At 50.9% G+C, this 17,523-nt stretch carries 11 protein-coding genes; all 11 read left to right on the top strand.

Annotated features, from left to right (window positions below):
* Nucleotides 1–173: 173 nt before the first annotated feature.
* Nucleotides 174–1,721 (top strand): type VI secretion system protein TssA, encoded by a 1,548-nt coding sequence (tssA, locus tag ACKU40_RS13640; protein ID WP_320173345.1) that lies wholly within the window; start codon nucleotides 174–176, stop codon nucleotides 1,719–1,721.
* 45 nt (nucleotides 1,722–1,766) lie between these two features.
* Nucleotides 1,767–2,249: a type VI secretion system contractile sheath small subunit gene (gene tssB, locus ACKU40_RS13635; RefSeq protein WP_320173344.1), complete on the top strand. Its 483-nt coding sequence runs from the start codon at nucleotides 1,767–1,769 to the stop codon at nucleotides 2,247–2,249.
* A 12-nt stretch (nucleotides 2,250–2,261) separates the two neighbouring features.
* Complete coding sequence (gene tssC, locus ACKU40_RS13630) at nucleotides 2,262–3,743, top strand: type VI secretion system contractile sheath large subunit (protein ID WP_320173343.1); 1,482 nt, start codon at nucleotides 2,262–2,264, stop codon at nucleotides 3,741–3,743.
* A gap of 89 nt (nucleotides 3,744–3,832) precedes the next feature.
* Nucleotides 3,833–4,315 (top strand): Hcp family type VI secretion system effector, encoded by a 483-nt coding sequence (locus ACKU40_RS13625; RefSeq protein ID WP_320173342.1) that lies wholly within the window; start codon nucleotides 3,833–3,835, stop codon nucleotides 4,313–4,315.
* A gap of 51 nt (nucleotides 4,316–4,366) precedes the next feature.
* Nucleotides 4,367–4,786 (top strand): type VI secretion system baseplate subunit TssE, encoded by a 420-nt coding sequence (gene tssE, locus ACKU40_RS13620; protein WP_320173341.1) that lies wholly within the window; start codon nucleotides 4,367–4,369, stop codon nucleotides 4,784–4,786.
* A gap of 113 nt (nucleotides 4,787–4,899) precedes the next feature.
* Nucleotides 4,900–6,630 carry a type VI secretion system baseplate subunit TssF gene (tssF, locus tag ACKU40_RS13615; protein WP_320173340.1) on the top strand — a complete coding sequence of 577 codons (1,731 nt, stop codon included), beginning with the start codon at nucleotides 4,900–4,902 and terminating at the stop codon, nucleotides 6,628–6,630.
* A complete protein-coding gene (tssG, locus tag ACKU40_RS13610; RefSeq protein WP_320173339.1) occupies nucleotides 6,594–7,634 on the top strand; it encodes a type VI secretion system baseplate subunit TssG in 1,041 nt (346 codons plus the stop codon). The genes tssF and tssG overlap by 37 nt, the downstream gene beginning before the upstream one ends.
* Nucleotides 7,631–10,276, top strand: coding sequence for a type VI secretion system ATPase TssH (gene tssH, locus ACKU40_RS13605; RefSeq protein WP_320173338.1), 2,646 nt, complete (start codon nucleotides 7,631–7,633; stop codon nucleotides 10,274–10,276). Before tssG ends, tssH begins: the two co-directional genes overlap by 4 nt.
* A 21-nt stretch (nucleotides 10,277–10,297) precedes the next feature.
* Entirely contained in the window at nucleotides 10,298–12,607 is a 2,310-nt protein-coding gene (locus tag ACKU40_RS13600; RefSeq protein ID WP_320173337.1) for a type VI secretion system tip protein TssI/VgrG, read from the top strand.
* Nucleotides 12,608–12,619: 12 nt separating this feature from the next.
* Nucleotides 12,620–16,453, top strand: a complete 3,834-nt coding sequence (locus tag ACKU40_RS13595) for a DUF2169 domain-containing protein (RefSeq protein WP_320173336.1) — start codon at nucleotides 12,620–12,622, stop codon at nucleotides 16,451–16,453.
* Nucleotides 16,450–17,514, top strand: coding sequence for a pentapeptide repeat-containing protein (locus ACKU40_RS13590; protein WP_320173335.1), 1,065 nt, complete (start codon nucleotides 16,450–16,452; stop codon nucleotides 17,512–17,514). Before ACKU40_RS13595 ends, ACKU40_RS13590 begins: the two co-directional genes overlap by 4 nt.
* Nucleotides 17,515–17,523 lie beyond the last annotated feature (9 nt).

The raw sequence follows: 17,523 nt of genomic DNA, 5'->3' as shown, positions 1-17,523 counted from the left end.
CTCTTCTTTATTGCCTCGCAGTATGCAAAATAATGCGGGGCTTTTTTGCGTCCTTCTTTGTTTCCCGAAGCGATCAAGTATGTTACTGTTTATCTGGCCTCTAGTCTGTTTGTGCCTGTTGCAGTCAGGATATCTATCTGATTTTCCAGCACGTATTCGTGAGCGGAGGAAGTATGGAACTACTCGATCTGGGCAGGAAACCTGTAAGTGAAGCAAAACCGGCCGGAGCGGATGCCCGCTACGAACCGGAGTATGACCTTTTGCAGCAGGAAATCGACAAGCTTGCCAGCGCCACAGCCGGAGGTGCGGTGGATTGGAAGCGGGTGGTCAAGCTCGGTTCTGTTATTTTGAGCAGCAAGTCCAAGGACTTGAAAGTAGCCTCATATCTGGGGGTAGGACTTTTGCATCTTAGAGGAGTGGAGGGGCTATCCGCCGGGACTCAACTTCTGCTCGATCTGGTTTCCAACTTCTGGGACACCCTTTACCCGGCCAAGAAACGCATGCGCGGAAGGTTTGGAGCCATCAGCTGGTGGAACGAGAATGCGGAGAAATTTCTGAAGAATTATGATGGAGGCGAGCTGCCTAAAGAAGTTGTCGATCTGCTGGATAAGCGGATTAACGATTTTGATGCAGCCTTGGCGGAAAAATCTGAGGAAGCACCAATTCTTCGTGAGCTCTCCAGCTATGTGCAGCATCTTCCCGTGACTGCGCCTGCTGAACCGGAGCATTCAGCTCCTGCTGCTGGGGGTGAGGCACCTGTCGTTTCCGCATCATCCCCTACGGTCAGTTCGGCTGATCCGGTTGCGGTTAATGTGGGCAATATCAATTCTCCTGAAGAATGCTCTGCCGGACTTAAAAACGGGCTTTCAGCTCTCGTTCCTGTTTCTGAATATTTACTTGCAAATGATCTGGCTGCAGCCGAAGGGTACAGGTTGCGGCGCATGATCGCGTGGACGTCCATTTCCGCTCTTCCTCCGGCGGAAAATGGACGGACCATGATTCCTGCACCGGACGGTCCGGTCAAAGATTCCATAGCCAGCCAGCTTAAGTCAGCTGATTTTGCCGGGGCTTTGCGTGAGGCTGAATCCCGCATCAGTGAATATCTTTTCTGGCTGGACCTTAGCCGTATGTCAGCTGAAGCCCTTAAAGGGCTGGGCGAAAATTACGCTGCAGCGCTGGCGGCCCTTGAACTGGAGACGCAATTTTACGCACAGCGCTTGCCCGCTATGGCTTCTTTGAGTTTTGCCGACGGCACTCCTTTTGCCGATCCCAAGACCCGTTCATGGTTGCAGTCCCTTGGTAAAACAGGGGCTGTCGACTCCGGTGCTGAAAGTGATGAAGTGTCTGAAATAATGGTTAAAGCCAATCATCTTGCTGCGGATAAAAAATTATTCGAGGCAGTTTCCCTTATTTGTGATAGGATCAATACATCTCCCTCCCTGCGCGCGGCTTTCAGGCTGCGTTCCGGATTGACCGGGCTTCTTACTGCAGAAGGACAGGCCGGGGTGGCCCATGCACACGCAGTCCAGTTGCTGGAACAAATTGAAAGTTCCGGACTTGCAGAATGGGAGCCGAAACTGGCTTTAAGCGGATTGCGTGCAGCCTACGAAGCCGTAGTCGCCGAGGGCGGGCCGGAGTCAGCAGCAAAAAGTATTGAGATTCTACAACGGATCAGCAGGCTGAGCCCTGTTGAGGCGTTGAAGATAAACGGAGTTAACTAAACGGTTTGGACTGTTCCCAGAAACTTTTCAGCGGAGGTCTTGAATATGGCTAAAGAAGGTTCCGTAGCTCCAAAAGAGCGGGTCAATATTGTCTACAAGCCTGATACCGGAGACGCCAAGGAAGAGGTCGAGCTTCCTCTCAAATTGCTGGTGGTCGGTGATTTCACCCAGAAAGATGATGACCGCATGGTCGAGGACCGTGATCCGGTAAACATCGACAAGGATAATTTCAACGAAGTGCTCAAGGCGCAGGATCTTGAACTGAACATGGGCGTTGAGGACAAGCTTGGCAGCGATCCCGACGCGCAGATGGCGGTCAAGCTCAAGTTTGAAAGCCTCAAGGATTTCGATCCGGACCGGATCATTAAGCAGGTTCCTGAATTGCAAAAGCTCATGGAACTCCGAGAAGCCCTGAAGGCCCTGAAGAGTCCGCTCTCCAATGTGCCGGAATTCAGGAAGAAGGTGCAGGAACTTGTCAAAGATGACGGTGCACGCGAAAAGCTGCTCAAAGAACTTGGAATCGAGTAAGGGAGATTATCCATGGCAGAAGAAAAACTTGAACAACAGCAGGCTGAGCAGTCAACAGCCGAAGTTTCGCTTCTTGATGACATCGTGGAGGCAACCAAGCTCAAGCCCGAAGACGAAGCTTATTCCGTAACCAAGGCTGGCTTGCAGGCTTTCCTTGAAGAAATGGTCAAACCTGAGCGCGCGGGAGCCAAGGTTTCCGGCAATCTTGTTGACGATATGCTGGCCCATATTGACGAAAAACTATCCGCTCAGATGGACAGCATTATTCACAACAAGGAATTCCAGAAAATGGAATCCTCATGGCGGTCACTCAAGTTTCTGGTGGACCGCACCGATTTTCGGGAAAATGTACGTATCCAGATGATGAACGTCTCCAAAGAAGATTTGCTGGATGATTTTGACGATGCCCCGGAAATCACCAAATCCGGTCTCTATAAACAGGCCTACACCGCAGAATATGGTCAGTTCGGTGGACAGCCCTTTGGAGCCATCGTCGGTAATTACGATTTCGGTCCCGGACCGCAGGATATGAAGCTGTTGCAATACACCGCATCGGTTTCATCCATGGCGCATGCACCATTTATTGCCGCAGCAGGACCGGATTTCTTCGGCATTGAAAAGTGGAGCGAACTGCCTAATCTTAAGGATCTTAAATCCATTTTTGAGATGCCGCAGTATGCTAAGTGGAACTCCTTCCGCGAATCGGACGATGCACGCAATGTTGGGCTGACCCTGCCCAAATTCCTGCTCCGTCTTCCCTATGGTCCGGAAACGCTTCCGGCCAAGAGTTTCAATTATCAAGAATCCGTTACAGACGGTGATGATGATTTCTGCTGGGGCAACACTGCATTCGCATTCGCTTCCAAGCTGACAGATTCGTTTGCCAAGTACCGCTGGTGCGCAAATATCATCGGTCCTCAGGGCGGCGGGGCAGTGGAAGATCTGCCTCTCTACCAGTATGAGGCCATGGGCGCGGTTCAAACCAAGATTCCAACACAGGTGCTCCTCTCGGAGCGCAGGGAATTTGAACTTGCCGAGGAAGGTTTTATCGGCCTGACCATGCGTAAGGGTAGTGATAATGCGGCTTTCTTCTCAGCCAACTCCTGCCAGAAGCCGAAATTCTTCGGTACCAGCAAGGAAGGTAAGGAAGCCGAGCTCAACTACAAGCTCTCCACCCAACTGCCATACATGATGATCATGGACCGTCTGGCTCATTATATCAAAGTTATCCAGCGCGAAAATATCGGCACATGGAAGGAACGTGGCGATCTTGAGCGCGAACTTAATACGTGGATTTCCCAGTATGTCACCGAGATGGACAATCCGGCACCAAGTGTGCGCAGCCGCCGTCCCTTGCGTATGGCCAAGATCGAGGTCAGCGATGTGGAAGGCGATCCCGGCTGGTATCAGGTTTCCCTGAAGGCCCGTCCGCACTTCAAGTACATGGGTGCATCCTTCACCCTTTCATTGGTGGGCAAGCTGGAGAAGGAATAGTTAGTCGAAAGAGTCCGGCAGCTGTTCATTTTTGCATGGCAGCCGCTGCATTGGTCAACCTTTAATCATGTATTTTGAGGAGAAGGGTTATGGCACTTACTTCGTATATGAAAGTAACAGGAAAGACTCAGGGACAGATCAAGGGTGATTGCACCCAGACCGGCGATAAAAAAGATACCATGCTTATCTATGCGTTGGATCACAACGTGGAAATCCCCAAGGATACCCACACCGGACTGCCCACCGGCCAGCGTATCCACAAACCGTTCACTGTGACCAAGCACGTGGACAACGCCTCTCCCAAACTCGCTCAGGCCTGCTGTAAGGGTGAGCAGCTCACCGTTGAAATTGATCATTACCACATCGATCCAACCGGAATTGAAAAGAAATATTACACCATCAAGATGGAAGAGGCGATTATCGTCAACCTGCACAGCTACAAGCCTATGACTTTCCTGCCCGACAATAAGGGTTACCATGACATGGAAGATGTCAGCTTTACCTATTCCAAGATCACTTGGACCTATGCTGACGGCAATATCGAATACACTGACGATTGGAAATCCAGCTAAAACTGATATTCAGGGCAGGGGTTTCCCCTGTCCTGAATAACGGAGACAATCTTGACCACTCAGCGACTTCTTGAACGTATCCGTTTTATGGAAGAGGACCCGGATTGGCGCGATTCTGCCGATCCGAGTCAGGTGGTCAAGTCTGTGCTCGATTATCTGCGCATGATCCTCAATACCCGTCAGGGTAATGCCCAGATCGCGCCGGATTTCGGGGTACCGGACTTTACGTCCATGATCGGGGCCACCGGGCTGGATGCCGTTCGTTCCATTGAGGAATCCATGACCGAGGTCATCCTCAAGTATGAACCCCGGCTGGCAAACGTTCACATAGAATTCGTCCCCATGGAGGATAACCCGCTGGCCCTGCATTTTAAGTTACAAGCTAAACTGGCCTTAGAAGGCCAAGACATGCCCGTAGTGTTCGAGACGGTACTCGATCCGGACGGCCAGATTTCAGTGAAAGATAATTAACGCGTACCTGATCAAACAAAACGGCGAAGCCCTAATAAAAGTTTTTGAAGAGTCCAGAGAAACTTTTTTCAAAAAGTTTCTTTGGCCCTCGGAGAGCCGCCGGAGGCATCTTAATGATCGAAAAGTATTATCAGAGGGAATTGAGTCATTTGCGCGAACTTGCGGTGGAATTCTCCAAGACCCATCCCGCGCTAGCTCCCATGCTGACCGGACCGGGTGCTGATCCTGACGTGGAACGGCTTCTGGAGGGTTCGGCTTTTTTGTCCGGCATGATCAACCAGAAGCTGGACGATGAATTTCCTGAGATAGTGCACGGTCTGGTGCAGCTGATTTTCCCGCATTATTTACGGCCCATCCCTTCGACAACTATTGTTAAATTTACTCCTAAGCCGAGCCTGATGGAAAGCATTCGGGTTCCTGCCGGAGCGCAGATCGGATCAATTCCGGTCAGCGGAATGTCATGTATCTTTTCAACTACTTATGATGTGGACTTGCATCCGCTTTCCATCACTGATGTGGAGCTGGTCAAAAGCGCAGGAACCTCCGGTTCCTTGATCATCAGTTTGGAATTGAACGGTCTTCCGCTGGAAGAGTGGGATAATTCCAGCCTGCACTTCCACCTGACCGGAGACGCGGCCTCAGCCTCAATGCGCTATAAGTATTTGTTTAATTATATCCGTGGTATTCAGGTCAGCGGCGAGGACGGAAGCTTGTGCGTACTTGGGAAGAGCAATTTCAAGGCAGTCGGCTTTGAAGATGACGAAGCTCTGCTGCCTTATCCTTCGCAATCCTTTCCGGGCTACAGGATTCTGCAGGAATATTTCATCCTGCCGGAAAAATTCCTTTTTTTCGAGATAACCGGACTGGAGAACTGGCGTAACCGGGGAAGCAGCGGAAAATTCAAGATAGTTCTGGAGCTGGAAAAGGTTCCGCAGACTTTTGACCGTTTTACTAAAGATGATCTTTGCCTGTTTGCCACCCCGGCAATTAACTTGTTCAAACGTGATGCCGAACCAGTGATTCTGGACCATAAACGCCCGGAATATCAGGTCCGTCCATCAGGTGATTCCGGTGGAGATTATCAGGTCTACTCAGTGGATAACGTGGTCGGGTATATTCAGGGCACTGTAGAGGAAAAGCCGTACAAACCATTCCATATGTTTAACCCGCAGGCCGGGGAAATGCCTGTCTATACGGTGCACCACCGCCGTTCTCCGGTACGGGATAAAACGGATATTTTTGTTTCCGTGGCTTATCCGGCGCAGGGCGAGGAGCCTATGACCGAAACATTATCCATGGCCTTGACCTGCACCAACGGAACTCTGCCAGAAAAGCTGCGTTACGGGGATATCAACAAGCCTACCGGAACTTCGCCGGAGCTGGCTTCATTTGAAAATATCCGCCAGCCCACCTCCCCGGTACAGCCTCCGCTGGGACGGAACCTGCTCTGGCGGCTGCTGTCGCATCTCTATCTCAATTATCTTTCTGTTGCGGATATGGAAAGCCTGCGGGCTATGGTCAAACTTTATATCTTTACTGATACCCGGGATCGCAGTTCAGTAGTGGCCAATACCAAACGTGTTGAAGCTATTTCCGGCATGGAGGTCAGTGAGGGAGACCGTCTGGTGCGCGGACTGGTCATGCGCGGACGGGAGATCAGGATGTCGCTCAGCTGCGACGGATTTGCCAACAGCGGCGATCTCTATCTGTTCAGCTCGGTGATGAACCGCTTTTTTTCCGGCTATGCCTCGGTCAATTGTTTTACCCGGCTGACTGTTGAGGACACCTTAAACAAGGAGATCTACAAGTGGACTGCGATGATCGGAAACCGTCCTCTTCTGTAACCGGAAAACTGTTCAATACACCGACAGGTTATTCTTTTTTTCAGGCCATCCGTCTGCTGCGGCTGCATTCGCACTATTGCACGGGCAAGGACCTTGAAGAATTCTATCGTGATCACCTGCGGGTGCGTCCGCAGCTGTCCCTAGGCTTTCCGGCAACCGATCTGACCGACATTGAGCAGAAAGAGGGTGAAGACGGCGATCTGTATCATCTCGAATCCACTTTTCTGGGACTCTACGGGGCCTCATCACCGCTCCCGGTTTTTTATACAGAGGAATTGCTGGCTGAGGCTTCGGAAGACAAGTCTGTCACCCGCGATTTTCTGAATATTATTAACAACAACGCCTACATACAATTTTTTCGGGCTTGGAGCCGTTCAAGGCTGATGATTAAGGCCGTGGATGAGCAGGATCATTCATGGCTGGAGCGTTTGGACAGCCTGCTCGGGTTCGGTCACTACAAGGCTTTTTCCCATGTCCCTCCCGAGTGTCGTCGTTATCGCCATATCGGACTTTTAACCCAATATCCGCATAGTGCTCTGGGCCTTGAAACCCTGCTCAAGGATTCTTTGCAGCATGCAAAAATCCATATTGAGCAATGCGTGTTGCGCAAGGTGAAAATTCCCGAAGACCAGCGCTTTTGCCTTGGAGAAAGCTCGAACACGCTAGGCGAGCGGTCATGGGTCGGAGAGGAGCTGGAAGACCGCAACAGCAAATTCGCGGTACATTTGCAGGGGCTTGATTCAGCTCGTTTTCACAGGCTGCTGCCCGGTGCCGAGGGCGGGGATAAGTTGGATAATCTGGTGCGCGGTTATCTGGTGGAGCCGTTCAAATATGATCTGGTCCTTGAAATGAAACCCGGGGAAGCCAACACTGCAGTCCTCGGCGGAGATCAGTGGTCAGGTCTGGGATGCGACACATGGATTTTTGCCGGGGAGCATCTGGAACATGCAAAAGCGTCTTTTTCCAATAAAGGCGGACACATTCATGAGAGGTATGAAGCATGATCAATGTAGACATAAGAAATCTTCTTTCAAAGCTGGACACCTTCTGCACCAATGCATTGCACAACGCAGCAGGCTTAAGTGTTTCGCTCAGCAATTATGAAGTTTCAGTGGAGCATTTTTTCATAAAATGTGTTGAGGAAGTGAACAGCGATCTGCCGCTTATTTTTCGTCAATACGGCGTGGAAACCCCGCGTATTACCGCTGCCCTTACGGATGTGCTGCAGGATTTCAAGACCGGAAATTCCGGCAAGCCCGTATTTTCGCCCATGCTGCTGGAGCTTTTTGAAGATGCATGGCTCATATCTTCGGTGGAACTGGGGGAAACCCGCATTCGTTCCGGTGCGGTGCTCTTGGCTTTTCTGGGTAAACCGAATTTTTATGCTTCCGGCAATTACGCTGATCTGTTTTCAGCCATTAACCGAGAGACCCTGCTTAAGGAATTCTGGACGGTAACCAAGGGATCGGTGGAATATAAAATGCCTGCAGCCGCGCCAGGAGGATCATCCGCACCAGCCAAGGGCGAGGGTGGATTCATAGAGCGGTTCTGCATTGATTTCACAGCCAAGGCCCGTGAAGGCGGCATTGATCCGGTTTTCGGGAGGGACCCGGAAATGCGCCAGATGGTGGATATCCTTGCCCGCCGCCGCAAAAATAACCCTATCCTTGTTGGTGAACCGGGGGTGGGCAAGACTGCAGTTATCGAAGGTCTGGCTCTGCGTATCACTGAAGGTGATGTGCCGGAAATTTTAAGCGACGTAACCTTGCTCGGTCTGGACATGGGCCTTCTGGAAGCCGGAGCCGGAATGAAGGGTGAGTTCGAGAACCGTCTCAAGGGCGTAATTGATGAAATCAAATCCAGTGAGACCCCGATCATTCTGTTCATTGATGAAGCGCACACTCTTGTGGGTGCCGGAGGTTCCGCCGGGGGCGCGGACGCCGCCAATCTGCTCAAGCCGGCACTTGCCCGCGGGGAGTTGAAAACCTGCGCCGCCACCACTTGGACTGAGTACAAGAAATATTTTGAAAAGGACCCGGCCCTTGCCCGCCGCTTCCAACTGGTCAAGCTGGGTGAACCGTCAGTTGATACTTCGACCATAATCCTGCGCGGTTTACGCGAAAGTTATGAAAAGGCCCACAACGTGATCATCCGTGATGATGCCAACGTGGCAGCCGCAGTTTATTCGGACCGGTACATTGCCGGACGTTTTCTGCCGGATAAGGCCATTGATCTGCTGGATACAACCTGTGCGCGGGTGAAGGTTAATCTCTCGGCCAAACCCGGAAGGCTGGAGGATTGCCAGCGCGTGGTGCAGGCTCTTGAACGCGAAAAGAAGGCCGTGGATCGGGACCGCAGTAACGCGGTTGAGGTGGACGAAGAGCATTACAAGGAGTTGCTGGCCAAGATTGAAGCAAAGAATGTTGAGGCCGCAGAAATCAGCGAAAAATGGCTCAAGGAAAAGGATGCCGCCCATGCTGTTCTGGATGTGCGGGCGCAGATTCAGGACGCTCGCAGCGCTGATCCTGTAGACGAAGACGCTCTTGCCAAGCTTAAAGAAGATTTGGACAAGGCCGATGCCGCATTAGTTGAACTTCAGGGTGATGATCCCATGGTCCAGATTGAGGTAACCCCCGATCTGGTGGGCCGAGTTGTTTCCGACTGGACCGGAATTCCGGTAGGCAAGATGGCCCGTGACGAAGCCGCGACCGTTGCGGACCTTGATGATAAACTTCAAATTCGCATTAAGGGACAGGATCAGGGGCTTGCCTCCATTGCCGAGGTCATCCGTGCTTCCAAGGCCGGAATCAAGAACCCGGATCAACCCATCGGAGTTTTCCTGCTGGTAGGTCCCTCCGGTGTGGGTAAGACCGAGACCGGACTTTCCTTGGCGGATTTACTTTTCGGCGATGAACGTTCCGTGGTTACCGTTAATATGAGTGAATTTCAGGAGAAGCATACCGTATCAAGGCTGATCGGTTCGCCTCCGGGTTATGTCGGTTATGGTGAAGGCGGCATGCTTACCGAGGCTGTACGCCGTCAGCCATATTCTGTTGTCCTGCTGGATGAGGTGGAAAAGGCCCATCTGGATGTGATGAACACCTTCTATCAGGTTTTTGACAAGGGTGTGCTCACCGATGGCGAAGGGAAGGATATCAATTTCAGGAATACCATCCTTATCCTGACCTCCAACCTCGGCACGGATGTCATTCAGGAAATGACCGCCAGCCTTGATCCGGGGGACGAAATGCCCATGGACGCTGTGCTTTCCGCTGTACGACCTCTCCTTTCCCAGCATTTTAAACCCGCGTTGCTGGCTCGTATGAACGTGGTGCCTTACTTCAGCCTCAACCCTGAAGCCATGAAGATGATCACCAAGCTCAAGCTGGGCAAGCTGGAAAAAATGCTTCTTGCCAACAACAAGATGAAGCTGAGTTATGATGATTCAGTGGTGGATCAGATTGCGGCCCGTTGTACCGAGGTGGAAACCGGAGCGAGGAATATCGAATATATCCTGAACGGCAATGTTCTGCCGAAGATGTCCAAGGAAATTCTGATGCATATGACAGAGGGCGGCATGCCTGCGGCAGTGCATCTGGGCGTGGATGAAGACGGTTCCTTTAACATGGAATTTTCCGCTGAATAATGAGCATGAGAGGGTAGTTTTATGGCAGATTCTTCCAAGCCCAAATTTGTGTTTGAGTCCAAGGGTGCGGATAAGAACACCTTCAGCGTGGTCCGGTTCAAGGGAACAGAAGGCCTATCGACCATTTATCGTTTCAGCATCATGTTGATTTCGGAAAAGAATGATCTCGATATCGGTTCCATTCTCCAGAACCCTGCGGAATTTAACATTAAGCGTGATGACGGAGATATTCCGTTTAAAGGCATGCTCAGTTCCTTTGAACAGCTTCATCAGGCCGGGAAGTACTGCTTTTACCGTGCAGAACTTGTTCCCAAGCTCTGGTGGGCTACCCTGACCCATTGCAATCAGATTTTCCTGAATGAAAATGCTCAGGGATTCTTGGGTGACGTACTCAAGAAGGCCGGACTTAAGGAAGGACTGAACTTTGATTTCAAACTTCAAGGTTCTTATCCCTCATGGGAGTATATCTGCCAGTATGATGAATCCCATTTTAATTTTGTCTCCCGCTGGATGGAACGGGACGGCATGTACTATTACTTTGAGCAGACTGATCAGGGCGAGAAGATGGTCATTACCGATACCCATATCGCCCATTCACCCATGAAGGAAGGCACGAGCCTTACCTATTCTCCGCCCAGCAATCTTGATCACACCCATCGTGATGAGATCGTTAAGAATTTCATGCTCAAACAGCAGCCTTTGCCTAAGAAAGTGCTGCTCAAGGATTACAACTACCGTAAGCCCAGCCTTGAAATGAAGGCTGAGGCCCTCGTCTCCCAGCAGGGGATGGGCGAAATCTACATTTACGGTGAACATTTTAAAACCCCGGGTGAAGGAAATACGCTGGCCCAGATCAGGGCGCAGGAGTTCCTTTGCCGTGAAAAAGTATTCCACGGTGTGTCCACAGTTCCTTATATCCGTACCGGATACATTTTCGAGTTGAAGGATCATTACCGTCAGGATTTCAACCAGCGTTATCTGACTACGGAAGTTGTGCACGAGGGCAGCCAGGAAGCTTATCTTGTTTCCGGTCTGGGGTTGAATCTCGCTGAAGACGCGGATCGTCTTTACTATCGCAATTCATTCACCTGTATACCAGCGAACACACAGTTCCGTGCCGAGCGCAAGGCGGTGAAGCCGAAGTTTGCAGGAACCATCAATGCAAAAGTCGATGCCTCGGGCAGCGGGCAGTATGCCGAGCTGGACGGAGAGGGCCGTTACAAGGTTATCATGCCTTTTGACGAATCCGGGCGCAGCGGCGGCAAGGCCACAACATGGTTGCGTATGGCCCAGCCTTACGGCGGTTCCAACCACGGTATGCATTTCCCGTTGCATAAAGGCACTGAAGTGCTGATCACATGCGTAGAGGGAGATCCGGACCGGCCCATTATTCAGTCTGCGGCTCCCAATCCGGAAAACCCCAGTCTGGTCAAGGATGCCAATCAGACCAAGTGCATTATCGTTACCGGAGGCCAGAACCTGTTCCATATTCAGGATAAGCAGGGCAGTGAGGGTATGCACCTCAAAACTCCTAAAGATAACACTTATGTGCGGCTTGGCTCAGCTGCTGCGGAACCTGCAGGCAGCTCCAGTTCCATGACTGAAGAAAAGGTAAAGCAGATAGCTGACGAAGAGATTGAAGCTAAAAAGAAAGAGGAAAGTCTGGCTCTTTCCACCGAGGGTAATATTAAAATCAACGGTAAGAACATTGCCAGCTATATTCTCGGCAATGAAAGCAAAGTTGTGCTCGGATTTTCGCAGCTTGTAAATATCGGTAACGATACCAAATTCTTCGGTGCTCTTAAGGAAGATATCGTTGTCGGCATGGAGACCGGGATAAAGCTCGCCTTACTCAATGAGATTACTGCAACCAAAAATGGGCTGGTACTTGGTACTGCCCTCAAGGCTGAAACAGAGCGTGAAGAATTAATCGCAGACCATCACCGGATGAACATAGACATGACCAAGCTGAACGCTACTTGTGCTGAAATTAATGGTGATTTGAGCACTATCCGTGAGGCGCATACGAACTTGGCCATGGATTTTGATGACTTGAAAGGAGCAACCGCACAGCTGGCGGGGGAAGCCAGCAAGCTTGCCGGACAGGTTGAAGAGGTTTGGGGCGAGATGGATACCGTTGCCGGTAACCTGACTCATCTCTGCGGAGAAGTAACTGCCTTGGCCGGTGAAGATAATAAAATTGTCGGAGTGATGGCTAAGAGTATCGGTGATTCTACGAAGCTGATCGGGACATCCTCCAATGTAACAGCGGAGACAAGCCAGATTTCAGGCGAGATGAATAATATTGCAGGACTGATCAACAATATCTAGCCCCGGAGCCACATGAAGATCTTTAAGGAAAAACAGCATTCCTTTTTTCCGCGTCCGCTGGGGATCGGCGATAAGTTCTATCTCAGTGTCGGGATCATGGTTTTTTTTGATCTTAATGACCCCGATGGCTTGCTTGATGAACAGGAACTCTGGAAGATCGTGCCGACGCAGCTTGGTCCAAAGCCGCTTATCGATCAGGGTGTGCCAAAACCGCGTGGCGAGTTTCTGGTCAGCGGTTCATGTTTTGCCCCGCGCGGGCAGTCCCGTCCGGCTTCGCAAGTGCAGGTTTGCGTTGCTGAAAAAGAAAAAACGCTGAATATCTTCGGGGACCGTTATTGGAAAAACGGTTTGATCACCGAACCGGAACCGTTCGTGGAAATGCCCGTGGTCTGGGCCAATGCGTTCGGGGGATCGGATTACGCTAAGAATCCTCTTGGTAAGGGCATGGACAGAGTACCCATGCCTGACGGTTTCGATGCAGTGCCTTTGCCTAATGTAGAGTTGCCGCAGCAGCAGATCGGATCCCCGTCTCAGAAGGTAGACCCGGCCGGTTTTGGCCCGCTTGATCTCATGTGGCCGCAACGGGCGCAGAAGAATGGCACTTATGATGAAAAATGGAAGAATGAGCGCTGGCCTTTTTTTCCTGATGACATGAATTACGAGTTTTTTAATACAGCCTGTGAAGATCAATATATGGAAGGCTATTTCAAGGGTGGAGAAACGGTGCAGATTAAAAACATGCATCCTGATTTTCCACTTATTGAAAGTGCATTGCCCAGCTTACGCATGCGTAGCTTTGTAACAATAAACAAGAATTTTAAGCCGCATAAATTTCCGGTGGGTCCACTGCCATCCCACCAGATACAAGCAGATGAGGAGTTCCGCGAGGTATCCTCCCGGCTGGAAACAGTCTGGTTCTTCCCCTCCATTATGCGCGGACTCCTCATCTATCGTGGTACCACTGAGGTAGTAGATGACGAAGGCGCGGATGTGCTGCGGGTTCTGATTCGCCATGAAGCGCAAGACGAGGAACCGAAATCCATCGAGCATTACCGGGATTTGCAAATCAAGTTGCTCAATCGCGGGGTGGACATTGATATGTCCAAGGCTGAAGAAGCCATGCAGAAGGCTAAGAAATCCCTGCTCAAGATCAAGAATATTCCTAAATTCGCGGATGAAATCCGCCAGAAAGCACTCGGCAACCGTCCTTCCATGCCCATGCAGGACCCGGAGGAGGTTGTGGCCGGGGCACAGAAGATGATTGCCGGACATTATAAGACGCTGGACACTTTGGAAGCTATGGCCCGTAAGGCCCATGCTGAGAATGGGCATCTGGTGGAAATAAATCTCGGGGTTTTCGATAAGTTTCGGGATAAATTGGCAGGGCTTGAGAAGAAGTTGACAACGACCGGAGCGAAGTTCTCAGCCACAAAGAAAAAACTTGAAGCATCCCGAAAAGATGCGGTTAAGGATGCTTCGACCAAGCTTAAAGGGATTAAGCCGGAACATCTTGAGAAAAACGGTTTTGATCCTGATGAGCCTATCCCGGAAGATTTTCCTTTCCATAAAAAAGTAAATCCATGGCATGACCGTGGTTTTCCTCTGGTGGCACGCTGGCGCAGGGCATTGGAAAACGACCGCGAGACTATGAAAAAGCTTACCGACCTAGGTCTTGAGCGCAAGACGATCAAGCGCATGTGGCTTGGTGTTAACAGTGAAGTCCTAACTGAATCCCCGGCAGATTGGGGGCTGGACGGCGAAGATGAATTTACGATCCCGGCGGGACTGGTGCTGCCTCGTTTTGACGGTCCGGTGCTTAATCATATCAAAAGCAATCCGGGGAGGTTTGCAGAGGCTGAGGAAGCTTTAGTTCCCGGTTCGAATGAAGAACCGCTATTCCTGCCCAGCTCAACACTTATCGATCTGCCGACTATGCCTGCGGCCGCTGCAGCCCCGGTTGTTTGTGTGGCTGACGAATTGCAGGCCCTGTTTATGGAGCAGGAGGTCGGTGACTTCTGTTCCATCCTGACTCTTGGATCACCCAAGGCGAAACCGGGTAAGGATGCGGCCAAGGAATTGAAAAATGCTCTCGCAGTTTTAATTGTCCGGCCGGAAAAATGGAATGAGGACCGTGAGCTTAGGAATGAATGGAGCGACTGGCAGTCCGCACTTAAAACCGCTCAGCCACTGGAGCTTGAACACGGGAGCACTGTCTTTGAGTCCAGCACAAAGGGCAGCGATATCCGGCAATGGGTGCTGGATCATTTGCCGGAAGAGCACGGTGCAGAGCATTCGATTCCCTTATCCATGCCGGAAAAAGGAAGTCCTCCTGACGAGAATTTTCTGAAAGGTTTCATGCCTCCTTTTCCGGATGTGAAAGGGCTGGCCAAGGGCATCCATGCCGAGGTTCAGAAAAGCATGGAGGCGAAGTTTACACGGGTTAAGGCAGAACAGGAAACCATGCTCGCCAAGATGCGTGAAGCTGCCGTCAAATATTCCAAATACGGGGCTGACCCTTCAAAAGTGGTGCTTGAACCGACAAGACCTAAGTCGACAGCTACGCAAGTAGGCAAGGATGCAGCAGCCAAGGTTAGGGCCAAAGCAGCTGAATTAAAACGGCGTAACTTGCTGACCCCTGAAGATGCTCAGAAAATGGAAACTGAGGCTGCAAGGATGGAAAAGACTGGCGCAAAGCTTGATGCCGAGAATGCAAAGCTGCTCAAGAAATTTGAGGCCAAGAAGATCGAAATGGCTGAGGGTTTGAAAAAACTGAAATCCAAAACCTTACCCGATGATGCGGCCGCAAAGCTTGCCGAGCACGGCTTGAGCGCAGATTCCCTGCGTGCGCTGACTCGCGAGGAAGTCCAGCGTTACCACGCGCAGGGTAAATCCTTGGTAGGCGCAGTGCTTTCCGGGGTGGATCTTTCCGGTCTTGATCTTTCTGGAGCTGACCTGAGTAAATGTCAGCTTAAGGAGACGAACTTTAAGGGCACCATTCTTGATGATGCAAAGTTGTTTCAGGCTTTAGGTGCCAAGGCTGATTTCAGCAAGGCTTCCCTTAAAAGGGCCGACCTCGGACGCGGATTGTTTAATAAAGCTATTTTTAAGGAAAGTGATCTCAGCCAAGCCATTGCCGCGCAATCAATTTTCAAGGGTGCAGATTTTAGCAAAGCAGTGCTTCGCGATGCCAATTTTGACATGGCTATCCTTGAAAAAACAGACTTCAGCGAAGCGGAGTTAAAGGGCGCACGAATCAACATGTGCATGATCAGCGGTAAGGCAGATCAAGCCGATTTCAGCCAGTCGACAATTAAGAAATCAATTTTTAAATCATCGTCACTCAACGGAGCTGATTTCAGCGAAGCCTCGGTTAACGAATCCCTGTTCAACAATGTGGATGCCCACAAGACTGATTTTACTGATGCCAATCTGGATAAACTGCGTACCGGACGTAATTCCAATTTCAAGGATTCGGATTTCCGCAATGCAACCCTGCGTGGTGCTGCCCTGCGTGAATCTGACTTTACCGGATCGGATTTCCGGGGCGCGGATTTTGAAAATGGTCTGATTGATAATTCGCAACTGGTCCGGGCTAACTTGAACGGGATTTCAGCCAAGGGTACGCGTTTCACCAAGAGTAACCTTGAAGCCGCTTCCATGCGTGCTGCAAACGTCCATATGGGGGGCATGCGCAAGGCGCGGCTGGTGGATACCGACCTGCGCGGCTCCAATCTTTTTGCCGTGGATTTCTATAAATCCGTGCTCGGCAATACCCGTTTCGAGGCTGCCAACCTCAAGCGCAGCCAACTGCATGGCAAACTTGAACTGCTGGATGACGACTCATGAGCACACTGAATCGCGAACAGATACTTGCGGCCATTGCCGATAACCAGACCCTGCGGGATGTGGACCTTTCCGGGGCCGATCTTTCCGGTGTCGACCTGACAGGAGGGCGTTTTCATAATGTTAAATTGCACGGGGCTGACCTTTCCGGGGCAAATATCCTCAAGACAGGATTCAAGAATTGTGAATTCAACGAAGCCCGTTTTGATGGAACTGACCTGACCAAGATTAATCTGCAAGGGATGAGTTTTACCGGAGCATCTTTCAAAAATGCTAAAATCCATATGGCGACGCTCCAGAAAACCGATTTCAGCGGGGCTGATCTGACCGGGGCGGAGCTTACATGGTCCATGGCTCAGCATTCGAGTTTCAAGGGTGCGAACATGCGTTCCATGAAGATCGTCAAGACCGTGCTTTCGCATTCAAATCTCGACGGGGCCGACTTTTTCGGGGCCAATTTTGATCGGGTTGTCTGCAACGGTTCTTCATTCAAGGGCACAAAGTTCAAGGGCGGAATATATTTCAAGATGATGATGCGTGAGGCCGACTTGGAGAATCAGGATATTTCCGGTCAGCTATTTTCGCAAGTGTTGCTGGATAGTGCCAATCTGCGGGGGGCGAACCTTTCCGGTGCTGATATGACCATGTCCAATTTCATGGGCGCGGACTTAACCGGAGCAAATCTTTCCGGCGCGGTCCTGCGCAGTTGCATGCTTAGTGGGGCGGTTCTGCGCGAAGCTGATTTCACGCGGGCAGATTTAACAAAAGCTTATCTCGGCGGGGCAGACGCGACCATTGCTGATTTTTCCGGTGCGACCATGGTTCACGCAACTTTTAACAAGGCCATTTGTCAGGCTACCAAATTCGTCGGGGCCAGTTTACAGCATTCTGATTTCTCGCATGCCGACCTGACTCATGCTGATTTCAGCAGGGCCTCCATGTATCGGGCCAAGTTGCATCGTATAATTGAGAAGGACACCCGCTGGGGTGGTGCGTCTTTGATTATGCTGCAAGGTACGGACAAAGATATGGAGGAAGCCGAAAACTGGGTTCATGGTGGATAAAGGAGGATA

The organism is Maridesulfovibrio sp. (assembly GCF_963666665.1).
Taxonomy (GTDB): Bacteria; Desulfobacterota; Desulfovibrionia; order Desulfovibrionales; family Desulfovibrionaceae; genus Maridesulfovibrio.
Note: the sequence above shows the minus strand (reverse complement) of the source record. Positions and strands in the feature narration are given on the sequence as shown.